The organism is Vreelandella aquamarina (assembly GCF_044805175.1).
Classification (GTDB): domain Bacteria; phylum Pseudomonadota; class Gammaproteobacteria; order Pseudomonadales; family Halomonadaceae; genus Vreelandella; species Vreelandella aquamarina_B.
In genome coordinates, this window is the sequence record NZ_CP085232.1 from 1,434,850 (window position 1) to 1,453,874 (window position 19,025).

18 protein-coding genes, 1 tRNA gene and 1 pseudogene are annotated in these 19,025 nt (G+C 54.9%); 6 read left to right on the top strand and 14 right to left on the bottom strand.

The features are described 5' to 3' along the window. Window positions 1-47 precede the first annotated feature (47 nt). From groL to LG300_RS06730, 3 genes are all read right to left on the bottom strand, one after another. Entirely contained in the window at window positions 48-1,691 is a 1,644-nt protein-coding gene (groL, locus tag LG300_RS06720) for a chaperonin GroEL (protein ID WP_404377621.1), read from the bottom strand. 56 nt (window positions 1,692-1,747) lie between these two features. After that, window positions 1,748-2,041 (bottom strand): co-chaperone GroES, encoded by a 294-nt coding sequence (locus LG300_RS06725; RefSeq protein WP_139527377.1) that lies wholly within the window; start codon window positions 2,039-2,041, stop codon window positions 1,748-1,750. Window positions 2,042-2,269: 228 nt separating this feature from the next. Next, a complete protein-coding gene (locus tag LG300_RS06730; protein WP_404377622.1) occupies window positions 2,270-2,776 on the bottom strand; it encodes an FxsA family protein in 507 nt (168 codons plus the stop codon). Between the two features lie 225 nt (window positions 2,777-3,001). Here LG300_RS06730 and LG300_RS06735 point away from each other — a divergent pair, with 225 nt between their 5' ends. Beyond that, window positions 3,002-3,763 carry an SDR family oxidoreductase gene (locus LG300_RS06735; RefSeq protein ID WP_404378004.1) on the top strand — a complete coding sequence of 254 codons (762 nt, stop codon included), beginning with the start codon at window positions 3,002-3,004 and terminating at the stop codon, window positions 3,761-3,763. 80 nt (window positions 3,764-3,843) lie between these two features. On the opposite strand, the gene LG300_RS06740 is transcribed toward LG300_RS06735, so the two are convergent. The 3 genes from LG300_RS06740 to LG300_RS06750 form a co-directional block, all read right to left on the bottom strand. Continuing rightward, window positions 3,844-4,836: a hypothetical protein gene (locus LG300_RS06740; protein WP_404377623.1), complete on the bottom strand. Its 993-nt coding sequence runs from the start codon at window positions 4,834-4,836 to the stop codon at window positions 3,844-3,846. A 38-nt stretch (window positions 4,837-4,874) separates the two neighbouring features. Continuing rightward, window positions 4,875-5,501 (bottom strand): hypothetical protein, encoded by a 627-nt coding sequence (locus LG300_RS06745; RefSeq protein WP_404377624.1) that lies wholly within the window; start codon window positions 5,499-5,501, stop codon window positions 4,875-4,877. 174 nt (window positions 5,502-5,675) lie between these two features. Further along, a tRNA-Leu gene (locus tag LG300_RS06750) sits at window positions 5,676-5,760 on the bottom strand. Window positions 5,761-5,873: 113 nt separating this feature from the next. On the opposite strand from LG300_RS06750, the pseudogene LG300_RS06755 reads away from it, so the two are divergent. The 3 genes and pseudogenes from LG300_RS06755 to LG300_RS06765 all read left to right on the top strand — a co-directional run. Then, a pseudogene (locus LG300_RS06755) lies at window positions 5,874-6,041 on the top strand (double zinc ribbon domain-containing protein); the annotation flags it as partial. Between the two features lie 117 nt (window positions 6,042-6,158). Next, window positions 6,159-6,554, top strand: a complete 396-nt coding sequence (locus tag LG300_RS06760) for a ComF family protein (RefSeq protein WP_404378065.1) — start codon at window positions 6,159-6,161, stop codon at window positions 6,552-6,554. A 31-nt stretch (window positions 6,555-6,585) separates the two neighbouring features. Next, complete coding sequence (locus LG300_RS06765) at window positions 6,586-7,560, top strand: serine/threonine protein kinase (RefSeq protein ID WP_404377625.1); 975 nt, start codon at window positions 6,586-6,588, stop codon at window positions 7,558-7,560. 65 nt (window positions 7,561-7,625) lie between these two features. Here LG300_RS06765 and LG300_RS06770 read toward each other — a convergent pair whose 3' ends face one another. Continuing rightward, window positions 7,626-8,219, bottom strand: a complete 594-nt coding sequence (locus tag LG300_RS06770; protein ID WP_404377627.1) for a hypothetical protein — start codon at window positions 8,217-8,219, stop codon at window positions 7,626-7,628. A 343-nt stretch (window positions 8,220-8,562) separates the two neighbouring features. Between LG300_RS06770 and folE the strand changes: the two genes are divergently transcribed. After that, on the top strand, window positions 8,563-9,114 hold the full coding sequence (gene folE, locus LG300_RS06775) for a GTP cyclohydrolase I FolE (protein WP_404377628.1): 552 nt from the start codon (window positions 8,563-8,565) through the stop codon (window positions 9,112-9,114). A 113-nt stretch (window positions 9,115-9,227) separates the two neighbouring features. Further along, window positions 9,228-10,688, top strand: a complete 1,461-nt coding sequence (locus tag LG300_RS06780) for an NAD-dependent succinate-semialdehyde dehydrogenase (protein WP_404377630.1) — start codon at window positions 9,228-9,230, stop codon at window positions 10,686-10,688. Window positions 10,689-10,749: 61 nt separating this feature from the next. Here LG300_RS06780 and purH read toward each other — a convergent pair whose 3' ends face one another. The 7 genes from purH to dsbD all read right to left on the bottom strand — a co-directional run bounded on the left by purH (window position 10,750) and on the right by dsbD (window position 19,000). After that, entirely contained in the window at window positions 10,750-12,330 is a 1,581-nt protein-coding gene (gene purH / locus LG300_RS06785) for a bifunctional phosphoribosylaminoimidazolecarboxamide formyltransferase/IMP cyclohydrolase (protein WP_404377631.1), read from the bottom strand. A gap of 65 nt (window positions 12,331-12,395) precedes the next feature. Then, window positions 12,396-12,722, bottom strand: coding sequence for a DNA-binding transcriptional regulator Fis (gene fis, locus LG300_RS06790; protein WP_404377632.1), 327 nt, complete (start codon window positions 12,720-12,722; stop codon window positions 12,396-12,398). Then, entirely contained in the window at window positions 12,719-13,759 is a 1,041-nt protein-coding gene (gene dusB, locus LG300_RS06795) for a tRNA dihydrouridine synthase DusB (protein WP_404377633.1), read from the bottom strand. The genes fis and dusB overlap by 4 nt, the downstream gene beginning before the upstream one ends. Before the next feature lie 98 nt (window positions 13,760-13,857). Beyond that, window positions 13,858-14,769 carry a 50S ribosomal protein L11 methyltransferase gene (prmA, locus tag LG300_RS06800; protein WP_404377634.1) on the bottom strand — a complete coding sequence of 304 codons (912 nt, stop codon included), beginning with the start codon at window positions 14,767-14,769 and terminating at the stop codon, window positions 13,858-13,860. 126 nt (window positions 14,770-14,895) lie between these two features. Continuing rightward, entirely contained in the window at window positions 14,896-16,236 is a 1,341-nt protein-coding gene (gene accC / locus LG300_RS06805) for an acetyl-CoA carboxylase biotin carboxylase subunit (protein ID WP_404377635.1), read from the bottom strand. A 30-nt stretch (window positions 16,237-16,266) separates the two neighbouring features. Further along, window positions 16,267-16,734 (bottom strand): acetyl-CoA carboxylase biotin carboxyl carrier protein, encoded by a 468-nt coding sequence (accB, locus tag LG300_RS06810; RefSeq protein WP_404377636.1) that lies wholly within the window; start codon window positions 16,732-16,734, stop codon window positions 16,267-16,269. Window positions 16,735-17,086: 352 nt separating this feature from the next. After that, window positions 17,087-19,000 (bottom strand): protein-disulfide reductase DsbD, encoded by a 1,914-nt coding sequence (gene dsbD, locus LG300_RS06815; protein ID WP_404377637.1) that lies wholly within the window; start codon window positions 18,998-19,000, stop codon window positions 17,087-17,089. Window positions 19,001-19,025: the final 25 nt, after the last annotated feature.

A 19,025-nucleotide genomic window follows, 5' to 3' on the forward strand; every position in this document is an offset into this window, starting at 1 on the left:
GGGTTCTTAATGACGTTAACCGTCAGAGCGCTAGGCTCATGGGTGCATTACATCATGCCGCCCATGCCACCCATTCCGCCCATGCCACCCATATCAGGTGTGGCTTCTTTCTCTTCCGGGTCGTCTGCGATCATGCACTCAGTGGTGATCATCAGGCCAGCGACGGAACCTGCAGACTGCAGCGCAGTGCGGGTCACTTTTGCCGGGTCGAGTACGCCCATTTCGAACAGGTCGCCGTATTCGCTAGTTTGCGCGTTGTAGCCGAAGTTGCCTTCGCCATCTTTCACGCGGTTGATGACCACAGCGGCTTCTTCGCCAGCGTTGGTAACGATTTGACGCAGCGGTGCTTGCATCGCGCGAAGCGCCATGTTGATACCGTGGTTCTGGTCTTCGTTGTCACCGGTCAGGCCTTGTACTTTGGCCATCACGCGTACCAGTGCAGTACCGCCGCCAGGTACAACGCCTTCTTCTACGGCTGCGCGAGTTGAGTGCAGGGCATCTTCAACACGGGCTTTCTTCTCTTTCATTTCCACTTCGGTAGCCGCACCGACGCGGATAACGGCAACACCGCCTGCCAGTTTGGCAACGCGCTCTTGCAGCTTCTCTTTGTCGTAGTCGGAAGAAGTCTCTTCGATCTGCGCGCGGATTTGGTTAACGCGTGCTTCGATATCGTCCTCTGCACCTGCGCCATCGATGATGGTGGTGTTCTCTTTGGACATGGTCATGCGCTTCGCGGTACCCAGGTGATCCAGGTTCGCTTGCTCAAGGGTCAGACCGACTTCTTCAGAAATCACGGTGCCGTTGGTCAGGATAGCGATATCCTGCAGCATCGCTTTGCGACGGTCGCCGAAACCAGGTGCTTTAGCAGCAGCTACCTTGACGATGCCGCGCATGTTGTTCACGACCAGCGTGGCCAGCGCTTCGCCTTCGATATCTTCAGCGATGATGGCCAGCGGCTTGCCTTGCTTGGCAACAGCTTCCAGCACCGGCAGCAGTTCGCGGATGTTGGAGATTTTCTTGTCGACGAGCAGGATGTACGGGTCTTCCAGCTCAACCGTCATGGTGTCTTGGTTGGTGACGAAGTAGGGCGAGAGGTAGCCGCGGTCGAACTGCATGCCTTCAACCACTTCCAGCTCGTCTTCAAAGCCGCGACCTTCATCAACGGTGATGACGCCTTCTTTACCGACTTTTTCCATCGCTTCAGCGATGATTTCACCAATGCGCTTGTCGCCGTTGGCAGAGATCGTGCCTACCTGAGCGATAGATTTGGTGTCGGTGCAGGGTACAGACATCGCCTGGATCTCTTTTACCGCCGCCGCGACCGCCTGGTCGATACCGCGCTTCAGATCCATCGGGTTCATGCCGGCAGTAACGCCTTTCAGGCCTTCAGCCACGATGGCTTGAGCCAGAACGGTAGCAGTGGTGGTACCGTCACCTGCGGCGTCGGAAGTTTTAGAGGCAACTTCTTTCACCATTTGGGCGCCCATGTTTTCGAACTTGTCTTTCAGTTCGATCTCTTTAGCAACGGAGACACCGTCTTTGGTGACGGTCGGCGCGCCGAAGGATTTGTCCAGTACTACGTTGCGGCCTTTCGGGCCCAGCGTGACTTTTACGGCATTCGCCAGAATGTCAACACCACGCGCCATGCGTTTGCGAGCATCATCAGAGAACTTAACTTGCTTAGCTGCCATGTTCGTTACTTCCTAACTATTGAAATAAAAATGGGAAAGTAATTAGCCGAGGCGGATTAGCCTTCAACGACGGCCAGGATATCGGCTTCGCTCATGATCAGAACTTCTTCGCCGTTGATTTTCTGCTTCTCAACACCGAAACCGTCTTTGAAAATCACCGTATCGCCAACTTTTACGTCCAGCGGGCGTACGTCGCCGTTGTCGAGAATGCGGCCATTACCAACGGCCAGGACTTCACCACGCGTGGGTTTTTCCTGTGCATTACCCGGTAGCACGATGCCGCCAGCGGTTTTCTGCTCTTCTTCCACGCGACGGATCACGACGCGATCGTGCAAAGGACGGATATTCATGCTCACGTTCTCCTGAGTATCGTCAAAGCCCTTGGGGGCAGTTAGCTTAAAGTAATTTCCGCGGGCTTGGCCCTCGGAAAGTGAAGGCACGCTGCCTTCATGTTAATGGCGAAAGCTAAGCCTTCGCCGAACCTGTGTGCTGACTCAAAAGTGGGGGCTAGCCAACACCTTTCAAGGGGTAGAGATGAAAAAAATTGCTGTTTAACTGTTTTCTTGACTTATAGGCACTTAGCGGCGGCGAGCGTCATCTTCTCGGCTGATAAACTCACCCTCTAGCGGGGCATCCTGTTGCTCTGAATGGCGCTGTTGGGTGCTGTGCTGCCACGAGTTTTGCCGCCATCCTTGATGGCTTTCACCATTGGAGGCGTGCTGCTTAGCCGCTGCGGTTTTTAAACCTACCCAGGTAAGCGCTTTCATTAGCAGCTGGCGCGCATTAGGCAGTAGGCAGGCAATGCCCAATGCATCGGACAGAAAGCCGGGGGCGAGGAGTAAGGCACCGCCAAAGATAAGTGCTGCACCGGTGAGCAGCTCTTGGGACGGAATTTCACCTACTTGCATACGTTGCCGTGCACGGGCAAAGGTAGAAACGCCTTCTTTACGTATAAGGTGAAGCCCGATAAAGCCTGTGCCCAGCACTAATGCGAGTGTGGTTAGCAAGCCAATTTGGCTGCCAATGGTAAAAAGCAGCACAAAGTCCAGTAGAGTGAACAACGAGATGAATAGAAGAATAGGCATGGCCGACTCCAAAACAGGCGTAATTGGTGAATATGGTGTCAGAAATATAAAAAACAAGAAGCCGTGGAGGCGTCTGGTGGGGTAGGCTCAATATTTTGGTGTGACTCTTCTATGCTGCAATGCACAATCTTGTGTTAAGTTGAGCTAGAATAATTGAATAGCGCGTGTAGGCCGTTGGGGTATGGATGGAAGAGTATGCTGCACGCTTGCTGAATGGAGAGAATGATGCAGTTAACCGACAAAGTAGTGGCTATTACTGGCGGTGCCAGGGGGTTAGGGTTTGCCATGGCGCAGCGCTTGGGTAAGCAAGGTGCCCAGATCGCCCTAATGGATATGAGTGCTGAGGCTCTAGATGCGGCGGTCTCCACGCTTCAGTCTCAGGGTGTTAAGGCACAGGCATTTGTCACCAATGTTGCCGATGAATCATCGGTTCAGCATGCCTTCGCTGATATTGCCCAGCGGATGGGGCCGGTCAGTGGCTGCGTCAACAACGCAGGCATTACCGATGATGGGCTGCTAGTTAAAGCAAAGGATGGCGTCGTCGAAAAGCGCATGTCGCTTTCCTCATGGCAGCGTGTGCTAGACGTTAATTTAACGGGCGTATTCCTGTGTGGTCGTGAAGCGGCGACGCAAATGGTTGAGGCGGGGCATGAGGGCGTGATCGTCAACATCTCCAGTATCTCTCGCGCGGGTAATATGGGGCAGAGTAACTACGCGGCAGCAAAAGCGGGTGTACACGCTTTAACGGTGACATGGGGAAAAGAGCTGGCGCGCTATGGCATTCGTACCGGTACCGTGGCGCCTGGATTTATTGAGACCGATATGACGGCTTCAATGCGGCCGGATATGTTGGAAAGGATCGCCTCCAGCGTCCCTTTAAAGCATTTAGGCGAGCCGGACCATATTGCCCAAAGCGTCGCATTTATTTTTGAGAACGACTACTTCACCGCCCGGATTATCGAGTGTGATGGCGGGTTGAGGCTTTAGGCGTTAAGGCAATGGGTATTGGCCGATGGGCATTGGCGGCATGATTAGCCAATGCCCATCCGATAGCGCTATTTAAGGCGCTAAAATTCGAAGTAATCCCGCTGAATTTCCCGTTGGAAATACATTTCCAAGCGTAGTGTCATTGCCCAGCGCGGGTCGTAGCTATCGTCACGCTGGAAATGCAGTTCAGGAATCACATCGCCAAATAGAATCCCTTTATGAAGGTCACGGCGATAGCGCGTTTGAAGGTAGTAATTGGTCATGCGCGGGTTAGAGGCACTTTCACCAATCGCGATGGCGGAGTAGCGCAGGGCGCTGCGGTCATTCAACCGCTGATTGAGTTCTGCAACTTCGCTATATTCCAGGGTGTCTTCCTCTTCACGCCACTGCACCGTGGTGATAAATCGCAGGTGGCGGTTTTCCGAAATCGGGCGGCCAATATCCCAAGTGGTGCGGGCTGAGTAACCTTCGTTATTGAACCAGGAAACACGGTTGAAGGACTCCAACTGCCAAGGGCCGTCGCCTAGATCCCATAACCGTTCGCTGGTAAAGCGCACATAGGGGTCTAATGGCATCCGTAAACGAATACCAGCGCCAATCCGGTTGCTCCAGTTTTCGCGCTTATCGCGGCTCTCCAGCCAATCCAGGCCAAAGGTGGAAGTGCTGCGATCACGTTGGTCGTTGTAGAGGCGGCCAGAGCCTTGGTCAGCCAGGGTGCCTTGCGACTCTTCAGGGTCGCTTTCAATAACCAAGCGCAGGCGTTCTTCTGTCGTGGGTAGGTCAATCCGATAGCGTACGCTGATATCACCACTAGTGCCATCGCCCTCCATCCAATCAATTTCCTGGCCAAGCCGCAGGTAGGACTCATTGTTGACGGTAGCGGAGGCGCCTCCCCCAAAAAAGGCATCGATGTTACGGGAGGTGTTATCAACCCAGTTGCCTAAACTGGCACGAAACGGCTCAACCCGCTCTTCGGCCCAGTCAGGTAAGTCGCTATCTTTCTCAGCGGCATGGCTTTGAAATGCAAGGGTGGTCAATGTGCCAAGAAAGATGAAGGCAATGACGGGTTTCATAGGCTATCCCCAACGTTGTAATGATGTGCGCTGCACTATTATGCCTTATGCATTTCGATATCTTTGGCCCATTGCAAAACGCGCTTGCGATCCCGGCGGCTATTCATGCGTTGAGTATCGACTTTTAGAGGCGTTAACTGATGAAGTGGGTCGGCCGCTAGATCAAGTGCAAAGCGGCGTGACGCTCCAACAGGCATGTCTTCAGAGCCATAAATGGCGATAACGCGTATTTCTAGCTCAGGCGTCTGACGGTGTAACGTTTGTTCATCGAGCTGCCAGTGGTGCATTAATTGCTGGACAATAGCGCCGAATGATTGGATATGCAGATAGTCGCCTGATGCCAGCGGCCCTTGATGGGTGCGGTAGCACTCTTCGGCATCATCGCCGCTCTGCTGCTGATACTCCACTACGTCTAGCTCGTAAGTACCGTCACGGGTATACAGCACCGCCACCAAATGCTGAATGTAGATCGCTTCACTGCTCATATTGCTAATCAGGCATAAGGCGTCAGTGCCAACGCCTTTACCACGATTAACAATAATGCGAGGGCGGCGTTGACGCACATAACCGTTATAAAGCAGCTGAGCGTAGAAAACCCATACAATCAGTGTGCAGATACTGGTGACTGCTGAAATTGCCTGAGCGTTGTCATTCAGCCATTGCATAAGCTGAGATCCTTCTCAAATGATTCGGCACGGGTAGGGTGCTAACGTAGCCTAAAAACAGTCGCTAGTCAGCTAGTTAGAGTAGTTTCTGGGAGTAGCTTTGAGGGAATTTAGAAACAAAAAAATTCGGTTAGCTGTTAGCTACCGAATCATTTGAAGCAATACGCTTTAAATTGGTGCGGATGGGGAGACTCGAACTCCCACACCTTACGGCACTAGAACCTAAATCTAGCGTGTCTACCAATTCCACCACATCCGCAGAAGACGAGGCGTATATTATCAATATTCGCGCTAATGTCAAATCTTTCAGCGCTATTATTTTACTGTTGTGGCAAAAGAGGATGTGGGGCGGTGAGAAAATGGGCGTTAACCATGAATCAGTGGCTCAAGCGGGGGTTGCCCGGCTATTGTGCGTTTTGCCTTACTGAACGCAGCTCACATGCTGGATGGTGTGATGAGTGCTTTACGTTACTACCCTGGAATCAGCATGGCTGTAAGCAGTGCGCCGAGCCGCTAGTGGACGGCAAGGAAAAATGGTGTGGCCACTGCTTGAGGGAGCCACCTAGCTTTACCACTACAACAGCGCCACTTTGCTACCGGGACGCCGTTACTTCTTTGGTGCACGATTTTAAATTTCATGGCTCCCCTCGAGCAGGAATGCTGTTGGTTGAATTGATGTTGTCTCGACGTCCTACCAAGTTGGGAAATGCACTACTCCCTGTCCCTATGTATCCCGCGCGCGCCAAGGAGCGTGGGTTTAATCAGGCGCAGTGGCTCGCTGAGCGATTAGGTGGCCGGTTGGGTGTGCCGGTGATACAAGCGCGTTGTGTTAAGCATCTGCCCTCCCAGCGTTCACTCAAGCGGCGTGAGCGGCAGCACAACTTAGTGGGCGCATTTACGGTAGAAGCCCCGATGCCGGCCCACGTGACGGTTATCGATGATGTCGTCACGACGGGGGCCACAGGTCACGCGTTAGCAAGCGTGTTGCTGGCCCACGGGGCTAAACGGGTAGATATCTGGGCAGCTGCCCGTACACCGTTGCAGAAGAGTTGATAAACTACCCGGCCAATCTAAGGAGCGATCTATGTCACACCCGTTTAGTGCGCTGTCGCCGGATGTTGTGATGTCGGCGGTGGAATCAGTGGGGATATGGCCGGCCGGCGAGCCGTTTGCTCTCAATAGCTACGAGAATCGCGTATTGATGTTTCGTGATGATGAGGGTGGCCGCTGGGTGGTGAAGTTTTATCGGCCTGATCGCTGGTCGAGTGAGGCCATACAGGAGGAGCATGATTTCCTTGGCGAGTTACAGCAAGCCAGTGTGCCTGTCAGCGCGCCCTGGCGTGACGCTAAGGGCTTATCACTCCATGAGTATCAGCAGTTCCGTTTTGCCATTTTCCCCCAATGCCTTGGCCAGGCACCTGAATTAGACAATCCTGCCCATCTGTTTGCGCTAGGCGGGGTATTGGGGCAGCTCCATGAAGTCGCAGCTAAGAAGGCATTCCAGCATCGTGCAACGCTGTCGCTAATTGGGGGCGTGAGAGAGGCAGAGGCGTGTGTAGCTGCCAGTGCGTGGCTGAATAAGCACCAAGCCCGTGCTTATCACTCAGTTGTCGAAAGGATTTGCCGTCGGTTTGAGAGCATTCGGATAGACAAAGAGAGCATGATACGTACTCACGGCGATTGCCATTTAGGCAACATTCTTGGTCGCGATGAGGCGTTTACCCTGGTCGATTTCGACGACTGTCTGATGGCTCCGGCCATCCAGGATATATGGATGCTGCTGCCGATGGAAAACCCGCAGCTATGGCGGGCGCAGCTCAGCGAAATGGTGGAAGGCTACGAAGAGACGAGAGCGTTTCCTCATCAGCAAATGTCGCTCATTGAACCGCTGCGGGCCTACCGGTTAATACGCCATGCGGCATGGCTGGTGGCCCGCTGGGACGACCCCGCTTTTCCCCAGGCGTTTCCCTGGTTAGCTGAGAGTGGCTATTGGGACCAGCATATCCGCCAGTTGGAGCAGCAACTACTGCAGCTGGATAGCCCCCTGTGGTTAGCCTAAACGCCGTTTCTCAACAACACCGGCGTTGAGTGTCCCGTTACCCAAGGCCGGTGCTGGCGCCAGGTTTACTCTGGCAGTTCAGTAGGAGCGGGGTTCTCTACGCTCTGGCTAGGGTCGGGGCGCTCACCGGGAATGGGGTTGGCGACACCTTCTCCATTAGCTTGGCGGCGGGCCGCGTTAATCTCAGCCGACGGGTTGTCTTGAGCCTGAATCTGGATGCTCTCTTCGAGTGTTAGCACAAATGACTGGCCCGGTGCTAAAGAGCAGGAGCCGCCATCACAGGCAAGACCATATTGGCCATCTTGCGCATAAGCGCTGGCTGAAAAGGAGCCAGAGTAGATGGCGCTTTCGGCATCGTGGGTTTCAATACAAGTGGCATCTTGGGTCGTAATGCGGATACGGTCCCCGTTTAGCTGCGCGTTCGCCACTAACAGGCAGTACTCTGGCAGCGAATGCGTGGTGCTATCTGCTGGTTTAGGGTGCAGCAAGATTTCGTTGTAGCGGGTTTGGCTGCTATCAAATTTTAACGCTTCAACGACTTCAACGCCTACTTTCGCACCGCTGGGTAGCTCCAGCGTTGACTCCTCTGCGTGTAAGGGGGATGCAAACAAAGTACCCAGCAGGGCGGTTAGCCAAAAGGGCGATGATTTAAATGACATAGCGTACTCTCAACAGTGGCCCCTGCAGTGTTAGCAGGAAAATTTGTGCTCTTATCATAGCACAGCTCAATTAGTGCCGAAGGGGGGTGCGTGTCACTCTGCCACAGCCTGTGCTGCTGGGGTAGAATAGATAAACTTACTGCCCCTGTTGTACGAAACTTGTTTAGGGTATATTTTTTGTACAGGATAGCGTTCGGCTAGCATACGTGACGTAAAGGCAGCTAAACGGAAAATACTGCGAGCCACCAAGTGGTTCGCTAACAATGAAGGTTCGCTGGCGCGATGATATTGCTGCAAGGCGATTAAGTAATAGCGAATACGCACAGTTTTGATGAGGCCGACAATGACCGACGATATCGCCCAACACTACCGCCATATTATTTCTGCGCTGGGTGAGAACCCTGATCGCGAAGGACTGCGAGATACCCCCAAGCGGGCTGCTAAAGCTATGCAGTTTTTGAACGCTGGGTACCATCAGTCGTTAGAGGAGATTGTCAATGGGGCTGTATTTGAGTCGCAAACCGATGAAATGGTGCTAGTGAAGGATATCGAGCTTTACTCCATGTGCGAGCACCACCTCCTACCGTTTATCGGCAAATGTCACATTGCTTATTTGCCGAGTGGCAAGGTGCTAGGCCTCTCAAAATTTGCTCGTATCGTTGATATGTACGCGCGCCGGATGCAAATTCAAGAGAATTTAACGCGCGAAATTGCAGAGTCAGTACAGCAAGTAACCCAGGCGCGGGGTGTGGCGGTGGTGATTGAAGCACGTCACCTCTGCATGATGATGCGTGGCGTCGAAAAGCAGAACTCAAGCATGACATCATCCGTTATGTTGGGCAGCTTCCGTAGCAATCAAGCAACACGACAAGAATTTCTAACACTGATCAGCTGATCTGGGTGAAACTCAGCAGGTTTCATGTCAAAGACTTGGTTAAACGCTCCGTTTCGTCTTAGCATGGACAAGTGAATGAGCCTACACGGCCGTTATCTGGTCAGGAGTTTGTCATGGAAGCGCTAAAAGAAACACAGCTGTATTGCCCCTTTGCCTATATTGACGGCAGTTGGGTGGCCGCCGATAGCGGTGAGCAAATCAATGTTCTAAACCCAGCCACTGGTGAGCCAGTGGGTGACATGCCGCGCCTAGGCAGAGCAGAAACCGAGCGGGCGATTGAGGCTGCCGATGCAGCTTTGCCAGCTTGGCGGGCGCTAACAGCGCAAGAGCGAGCAGATCTGCTACTAAAATGGCATGACCTGATGCTTGAGCATAAGCATGACCTAGCTCTGCTAATGACTCACGAGCAGGGCAAACCGGTTAAAGAGGCTGAAGGCGAGATTGTTTACGCAGCTAGCTTTTTACGCTGGTTTGCTGAAGAGGCGCGTCGGGTTTATGGCGAGACAATCCCAGCTGCCAAAGCTAATCAGCGGATTGTGGTGACCAAGCAGCCGGTTGGTGTAGTTGGAGCGATTACGCCTTGGAACTTCCCGGCGGCAATGATTACCCGCAAAGCGGGGGCCGCGTTGGCGGCGGGCTGTACCATCGTTGTGAAGCCTGCCAGTCAAACGCCTTTTTCTGCTACAGCTCTGGCGCTGCTCGCTGAGCGTGCAGGTATTCCCCGCGGCGTTTTTAACGTTGTGCCGGGCAGTGCTTCAGAGATTGCAAAAGCACTTACTCAGTCGCCGAAAGTTAAAAAGATTACGTTCACCGGTTCAACGGAAGTGGGCCGTAAGCTGATGGCTCAGGCCGCTGAGCATGTGCAGAAGGTCTCTTTGGAGCTAGGTGGCAACGCGCCCTTTATTGTTTTTGAAGATGCAGATTTGGATGCGGCGGTTGAAGGTGCCATGGCGGCTAAGTTTCGCAATGCTGGGCAAACCTGTGTGTGTACCAACCGTTTTCTCGTTCAATCCAGCGTCGTCAACGCCTTCTGTGAGAAGCTTGCCGTTGCGATGAACAGCGAGCTGCATGTGGGTGATGGCACTGAGCCGGATGTGAATATTGGGCCGCTCATTGATGAGAAGGCTGTTCAAAAAGTCAGTGAGCACGTTCAGGATGCCGTTGATAACGGCGCAGAGCTGCTTTTGGGAGGGCACCCCCATCCGCTAGGAGGCAACTTCTTTACTCCGACGCTGATCAGCTTTGCAACGGACAAAATGAAAGTTGCCCATGAAGAGACATTCGGCCCTCTTGCTGCGGTGTTCCCGTTTGATGATGAGGAAACCGCCATTGAGATGGCCAATGATACAGAGTATGGCCTAGCATCCTACTTCTATTCCCGAGACCTTGCCCGTGTATGGCGCGTAGCTGAAGCGCTGGAATACGGTATGGTAGGTATCAATACTGGATTAATTTCCAATGCCTCCGCGCCATTTGGCGGGGTAAAAGCCTCGGGCCTTGGTCGTGAAGGAGGGCACCAGGGCTTGGAGGAATACCTGGAAACCAAGTACCTATGTATTGATCTCGGTAAATAAGCGCAATAGCGGGTAACCCAAGCCCTCACTTGGCTTCAAGTGAGGGCTTTTCTTATGAAGGTTAGTGGCGGAAGTGGCGCATTCCAGTGAATACCATCGCAATGCCCGCTTCGTTAGCAGCGTCAATGACTTCTTGGTCACGCATGGAGCCGCCGGGTTGAATCACAGCGGTGATACCTGCAGCGGCAGCCGCATCAATGCCGTCACGGAAAGGGAAGAAGGCGTCGGATGCCATCACGGAACCCGGTACAGAAAGCCCTTCATCCGCTGCTTTAATACCAGCGATTTTGGCCGAGTAAACCCGGCTCATTTGGCCAGCGCCTACCCCGATAGTTTGTCCCGCTTTGGCATACACAATGGCATTGGATTTCACAAACTTCGCTACGCGCCAGGCGAAGGCGAGGTCCCGCAGCTCTTGCTCGGAAGGAGCGCGTTCGCTAACAACGGTGAGCTCATCGTTGGTGACCATGCCTTGATCTCGGTCTTGTACCAACAGGCCACCGGTGACGCGTTTGAAGTCAAACGCAGGCTGTGGCGTGCCGGGCCAGTGGGCGCTGACATCAAGTAAGCGAACATTCTGCTTCTCGGCCACAATGGCGGCGGCATCGTCGCTAACGCCAGGGGCAATAATGACCTCAACAAACTGGCGGTCAATAATGGCCCGTGCAGTCTCTGCATCCAGAGGAACGTTAAACGCAATAATGCCGCCAAAAGCGCTGGTAGGGTCGGTAGCGAAGGCTTTGTCATAGGCCTCTAATGCATTGCTGCCGACGGCAACACCGCATGGGTTCGCATGTTTCACAATTACACAAGCGGTTTCGCCAAAGGCTTTAACGCACTCAAAGGCCGCATCGGTATCCGCGACGTTATTGAATGAGAGCGGTTTGCCTTGGAGCGTCTTTGCGGTGGCGACACACGGCTCGGTAGCGTTAGGGTCAACGTAGAAGGCCGCTTTTTGGTGTGGGTTTTCGCCATAACGCATGTCCTGCTTTTTATGTAGCTGCAGGTTGAAGGTGCGTGCAAAAGTAGCATCTTCGCTGCTTACCTGACGGCCAAGATACTCGGCAATGGCGCCATCATAACCAGCCGTATGCTCAAACGCTTTAACAGCTAAGTCAAAGCGTGTAGCAGCGCTTACTTGGCCTGACTGCTCAGCCAGCTCGCCTAGCACCCGATCATAGTCGCCCGCGTTGACCACTATGGTGGTGTAAGCGTGGTTTTTGGCACAAGCGCGCACCATGGTAGGGCCGCCAATGTCGATATTTTCGATGGCGTCTTCCAGGGTGCAGTCCGGTTTGGCGACCGTAGCGGCAAACGGATAGAGGTTCACCACCACCATGTCGATGGGGGAAATATCGTTGTCGGCCATCACTGCGTCATCCTGGCCGCGACGCGCCAGAATGCCGCCATGGATTTTCGGATGTAGCGTTTTAACACGACCATCCATAATTTCTGGGAAGCCGGTATGTTCGGATACTTCCTTAACCGGAATGCCGTTCTCTTGCAGCAGGCGGAACGTGCCGCCAGTAGAGAGTAGCTCAACTCCATGGCTGGAAAGACCACGGGCAAACGCTACAATGCCAGTTTTATCAGAGACGCTCAGCAGGGCGCGACGAACGGGGGTAGCAGTACTGTCAGCCATAAGGGTGCTCGTTGTGTGCAGGTCGGTAGTTAAAACAGCGTGTTAAAAAAAAACAACAACGCCCCTTAGGGGGCGTCACTTTCAATTAATCCATAAAGCTTGAGCTTCTTGCGTAGCGTGCCACGGTTTAAACCGAGCACTTCGGCGGCACGGGTTTGATTGCCGTCGGTGTGCTCCATCACGCACGCTAGCAGGGGAGCTTCCACTTCGGCCATCACCATGGCATACAGATCGGTTGTCTGGCTGCCATCCAGGTGTTCGAAGTAGCGGCGCATTGCCATCTCAACCGCTTCTCTGAGTGGTTGAGGCTGGGTGTTGGCGGCAGAAGGATCTGCTAGCGTGCCCGAAAGGTGGGAGGAGCATTCGCTGGAGAACAGATTGCGTTCAGTCATGCAGCATGGCTTCCTTTGGCTAGCAGCCGCTGAGCGGCGTCTTGGGTCATGGCGTTATTAATCCAGTCAATCTGCGCATCGGGCGAGGTGAGGGCGTTAAACTGCTGCTTGAGCGCTCGCTGCTCGGTATCCGAGAAACGTGGGTCATCATTGAGGTACCAACCGACGTGTTTACGTGCGATGCGCGCCCCCATGGTTTCGCCATAGAACGTATGTAGCGCCTGTAAATGCTCAACTAACACTTGGCGGCGCTCTGCGAGGCTAGGAGGGGCTAGCCGCTCGCCATGGGTTAAGTAATGGTTGATCTGTTGAAATATCCACGGATTGCCCTGAGCGCCACGTCCCACCATGACGGCATCGGCACCGGTATAGCGCAGAACATAAGCGGCCTTTTCGGGAGTGGTGATATCTCCGTTGGCAATGACTGGAATCGAGAGGCGCGACTTAATGTCAGCAATCGTGTCGTACTCCGCCTCACCAGTATAGCGCTGTTCGCGGTGCCGGCCATGAACGGCCAGCGCCTGAATGCCCGCAGACTCTGCGAGTTTGGCAACACGCAGCGCGTTATTTGATGCCGCACACCAGCCAGTGCGAATTTTGAGCGTAACCGGGATGTCGACGGCCCCCACCACTGCCTCTAGAATCTCGGCAACGAGGGCTTCATCACGCAATAGCGCAGACCCCGCTGCTTTATTGCACACTTTTTTGGCCGGGCAGCCCATGTTGATGTCGATGATTTGTGCACCCAGTTCCGCATTGAGCTTTGCCGCCTGGGCCAGCATCTCTGCATCGCCACCGGCAATTTGTACCACGCGTGGGTCGGGCTCGCCTCGATGGTCCATGCGTAGCTGCGATTTACGGGTATGCCATAGCGATGGGTCGGCGGTGACCATTTCACCGACTACCCAGCCAGCGCCAAGTCGTCGGCAGAGCTGGCGAAACGGGCGATCGGTTACGCCTGCCATAGGCGCCAGCATCACTGGGTTAGGCAGTGGGTAAGGCCCAATCGCAGGTGGCGAAGTAGTCATCAAGGTCATTGCGGTGCACTTTGGTCGGCATGAAATCGACGAGTAGGGCGTTTCAAGGGGGCGTATGATACGCCTACTCGCCAAAGGAATGAAGGCCAATCCCTATTTTATACGGGGCGGCGGCCTGTCAGGCGCACCCAGCCTTCGCGGATGGTAGGCTCATCCATTAACAGCCCCTGGGCTTCGTAGGCTTCAAGCACGTCTGCTGCCTGGTTGGCTAATATGCCCGATAGCGCTATTTGGCCGCCGGGCGCGACATGGCCTGCAATCATGCTGGATAGCTCAACCAACGGCCCTGCCAGAATGTTGGCGGTAACGACCGGGTAGGGGCCGCCCGCTAGCTGTTCCGGGTAGTAGAGTGCCAGCTGTTCGGGGCTAATCGCATTGCGCTCGGCATTTTCACGGCTGGCCTGCAGGGCCTGCGGGTCGATATCCGTACCGTCAGCATGGGAAGCGCCCAGTTTGAGGGCTGCAATGGCGAGGATGCCTGAACCGCAGCCCACATCCAGCACGGCTTTATCCTGCAGTTCATGGCGGACTGCCAAGCCGTCTAGCCACTCAAGGCAGAGCGCAGTGGTCGGGTGTGTGCCGGTGCCAAAGGCGAGGCCAGGGTCAAGGATTAAATTAACGGCGCCGGCTTCGGGCGGCTCGTGCCAGCTAGGCACAATCCAGAGTCGCTCACCCATGCGTAGAGGGGTGAAGTCATCCATCCACTCGCGCTCCCAATCCCGATCTGCCAGCAGCTCATACTCAATGGTTGGGCACGGCTCGCCGGGGATCTGCTCTGCCCAGGCGGCTTCAATGCGGCTGAGCATTTCATTGATGCCGTCGAGATCATCGTAAAGCCCCGTCAAAATGGTATCTTGCCATAAGGGCGTAGTGCCGCGTTCTGGTTCGAACACAGGGTCGTCGTGGGCATCCTGCAAGCCAATGGCCGTTGCCCCCTCTTCAAGAAGCAGCTCTTCGAGTAGGTCGGCTTGCTCGGGGGCAACGTGCGCTTTCAATTGCAGCCAGGGCATCGGGGATCTCCACCGGAATAGGATAAACGAAAAGTGATCATAGGCTGGGGTAAAACAGCGGCGGGGTGGCGATGGCCACCCCGCAGAAGCGCCCGCCACTGAGCGGGCGTGGTCGCAACCAATAGATTAGCTGCTTAGCTTCTTTTCCAGGTAATGGATATTGACTCCGCCCTGGCGGAAGTAGCTATCCCGTACCAAGTCTTTCTGTAGATCAATATTGGTTTTGATGCCTTCAACCAGCAGCTCATCGAGCGCGTTACGCATCCGGGTTAGCGCAGTATCGCGGTCCGCTCCCCAGGTGATCAGCTTGCCGATCAGGGAGTCGTAATGGGGCGGAACGGTGTAGCCAGTGTAGAGGTGGGAGTCCATCCGGACGCCTAGCCCTCCTGGTGCGTGGTAGAGCGTTACCTTGCCTGGAGAGGGCATAAAGGTGCGCGAATCCTCCGCGTTGATGCGGCACTCAAAGGCATGGCCGTTGAGCTTTACGTCTTCCTGGCGAATCGAGAGCGGCATGCCGGAGGCGATACGCAACTGTTCCTTCACGATATCAACGCCGGTAACCATCTCTGTTACTGGGTGTTCTACCTGTACGCGGGTGTTCATCTCGATAAAGAAGAACTCGCCATCTTCATACAGGAACTCGAACGTACCCGCACCACGGTAGTTGATCTCGATACACGCTTGGCGGCAGGCTTCCAGCACTTTGGCGCGGGCTGCGGGGTCGAGCCCCGGGGCGGGCGCTTCCTCGAGCACTTTCTGGTGGCGGCGCTGCAGCGAGCAGTCGCGGTCATACAAGTGAATGGCGTTGCCCTGACCATCAGCCAGCACCTGTACTTCCACATGGCGAGGCTTCTCTAGAAACTTCTCCATGTAAACCGTGCCGTCGCCAAACGCTGCGTGAGCTTCGGTGCGGGTGACGGTAATGGCAGAGAGCAGGTGGCCTTCGGTATGCACGACGCGCATACCGCGACCGCCGCCACCGGCAGCGGCTTTGATAATGACTGGATAGCCAATGCGGCGGGCGGTGGCCAGGTTAGTCGCATCGTCATCTCCCAGGGGGCCGTCCGAGCCAGGAACGGTGGGGACACCCGCCGCCTTCATGGCTTCAATCGCGCTGACTTTATCACCCATGAGGCGAATGGTTTCAGCACGCGGACCGATAAAGGTAAACCCAGAGCGTTCTACCTGTTCGGCAAAGTTGGCATTCTCGGACAGAAAGCCATAGCCAGGGTGAATGGCACTTGAGTCAGTGACTTCGGCAGCGCTAATCAGCGCGGGGATATTGAGGTATGACTGTGCTGAAGAAGCGGGGCCAATGCATACCGCCTCGTCGGCTAAACGGACGTGCATTAACTCTCGGTCTGCTTTGGAGTGAACCGCAACGGTCTTAATCCCTAGCTCTTTGCACGCGCGTAAGATGCGAAGGGCAATCTCGCCGCGGTTTGCGATAAGTACCTTGTCCAGCATGGGAGAATCCACCCGTGTTGAAATGAAAGATTAAGCGATGACGATCATAGGCTGATCAAATTCCACCGGCTCGCCATCTTCCACTAGGATGGCCTCGACCACGCCGTCGCGGTCGGCTTCAATTTGGTTCATCATTTTCATCGCTTCAACGATACAGACGGTATCGCCTTGCTTAACGGTGTCGCCGACTTCTACAAACGCTTTCGCACCCGGCGCCGGGCTGCGGTAGAAGGTGCCTACCATGGGAGAGTTCACCGCTTCGCCGCGGTAGCTGGTTTCCTGGGTGTCGGCATCGGCGGTAGAGGCGCTAGCCGCCGGAGCCTGAGGGGCTGCAGAAGGCGCAGGCTGAGCGTATTGCGGCATCGGCTGCGGCTGCCAGGAGGTGCCGTTAGGGTGACGGCTAATGCGAACCGACTCTTCACCTTCCTGAATTTCGATTTCGCTGATATTGGACTCTTCCAGCAGCTCGATCAGTTTCTTAACCTTGCGAATATCCATACGTATAGCCCCAAAAGTTGATCAAAGTGACACGCGTCAGTAGGCCGAGCGGGCCTGCCGCGTGCAGCGCCCTGTGGGCGCAGTAAACCAATTTTAAAAATGAAGAGAACGCGGCACGATGGTGAACGTTACCCCAGACTCAACGCTAAAAGATGAGTTTTTTAGCAAATATGGCTGCGGAGTTTGCCGAAAAAGTAGCGCACTGTCCAGTATCCGCCAAAAGGCGGGAAAAATTTGCCATTTAAACAACTGTTTGACGATAATCGCGACATGGCGGCTAAATTATCGCTAGCGATGCGAAGCTGACACTGAGCACTACACGACATCGCCGTGTTGCCAGCGTTGCCGTGAGCTAGCCTTGTTGCCAGCGTTTCAGTGAATCCAAGTGCTGCACTAAGCGTTGCGCGGTGACTTCTCCTTGAATCCTAGCGTCGCGAACCTCTTCCCCCTGCTTGAAAAACAGCAGGCTAGGCGGGCCGAAAAGGCTGAAATGATTTAACAGCTCCCGACTTTGTGCATTGGTTTCCGTTACATCGACTGCGATTAGCCGAAAATCGTTCAATGCAGCGGCCACCTGTGGGTTTGGGTAGACGTCGCGTTCCATGATTTTGCAGGAGATGCACCAGTCAGCGGTAAAGTGTGCAAAGACCGGTTGTTCCGCCCGGGCTGCCTGGGCCAGCTCGGTTTGAAGTGCCCCCAGGCTATCCACCTCCTTGAATGCCAGGGTGGTGGCTGAATCGGGGGTGCCTGTAGCAGTGAGCGAAAGCGGGCGTAGTGGGTTGCTGTTGCCTTGGGCTGCTCCCAGCACTAGCGCTATCCCCCAGGCCAGCAGCATCAAACCCAGGGTCTGTCGTGCCTTTGCCCAGCCGTTAGAGGGGGAAGTGTTCAGTGCACCCAGGGTTAAAGCGCTGCCCATCGCTAAGGCCGCCCACAGTAATAGTGCCAGCGAAGGCGCAATCAAGCGCTCTACCATCCAGATGGCAACGCCCAATAGCAGCAGTCCAAAAGCAATTTTAACGCCATTCATCCAATTGCCCCGGCGTGGCAGCAGCGTGGTGCCGAATGTGCCTACCAGCAGCAAGGGAAGCCCCATGCCAAGCCCCAAGGCGAAGAGTGCCGCGCCGCCCATGGCGGCATCACCGGTGGAGGAGATAAAGACCAGGGCGCCGGCTAGCGGAGCGCTAACGCAGGGAGAAACCACAAGCACCGACAGCGCACCGGCAACCGCCAGGCCCAGCGGGCCGCTGCGCTGCGCCCGCGCTTGCCAGGCGTCTACTTTACTAGCAAGGCGCGGTGACACGCGCAAATCGAAAGCGCCGAACATCGCCAGGGCAAACAGGACAAACAGTGTCGCAAAGGTAAAGAGCACTGGCGCTGACTGTAAATGTGCCTGAAGGTTAAGCCCTGCACCGAATAGCCCCATCAAAATACCTACCAGCGCGTAGGTTGCCGCCATGCCCAGCACATAGCTCGCTGAGAGGGCAAACGCACGCGGCTTGGTCGGATTCTGTCCTACCACAATGGAGGAGAGAATCGGGATCATGGGGAGCACGCAGGGGGTAAAGGTCAGCCCGACACCGGCCAGGAAGAAAAGCCCCAGGGCAAGTGGCAGGCTCGCACTGCTAATCAGTGCGCTAAAGTGGCTATCTTCACTCTGCGGCGCGCTAAACGTGGTTGCTGATTCATTGGAAGGTTTGTTGGAAGGTTTGTTGGAAGGTTTGTTGGATGGTTCGTTGGTGGAGTTAGCTGCCTGGTGGGCAGGGCTTTGCTCGGTAATTGCTTGTGCTGAGCTATCTTGCCAGCCAGCAAATACGCTAGGCGGTGCGGTTTCTGAGGCTTCTAGCGTGACGCGTTCGGGGGGGTAGCATAAACCGGCATCCGCGCAGCCTTGAAAGGTAAGTTCAACCTCGAAAGGGCCGCTATAGGGCGCGGTAAGAGGAACCTCAAAGACCACTTGGTCGCGGAAAATATAAACATCGCCCAAAAATTCGTCGGTGGTGAAGCTGCCAGGGGGGATGGCTGGTTCACCAAGGCTGACAGACGGGTTCTGGCTAGCGACGGCAAACTGGTGGCGGTAAAGGTAATAATCCTCGGCAATTTCAAAGCCGACGGAAAGAGTCTCTCCATCGTGCCAAGCGCTGGGCTGGAAGGCCTCCAATACAGGCAAAAAAGCGCTCTGGTCGTTGGAAGAAAACCATTGGCCATGCGCCAGTAAAGGTAGCCAGCACAACACGAACAACAGGCTGAAACGTTTAATGGGCAACACGCTATATCCTTACGCAGTGGTAACA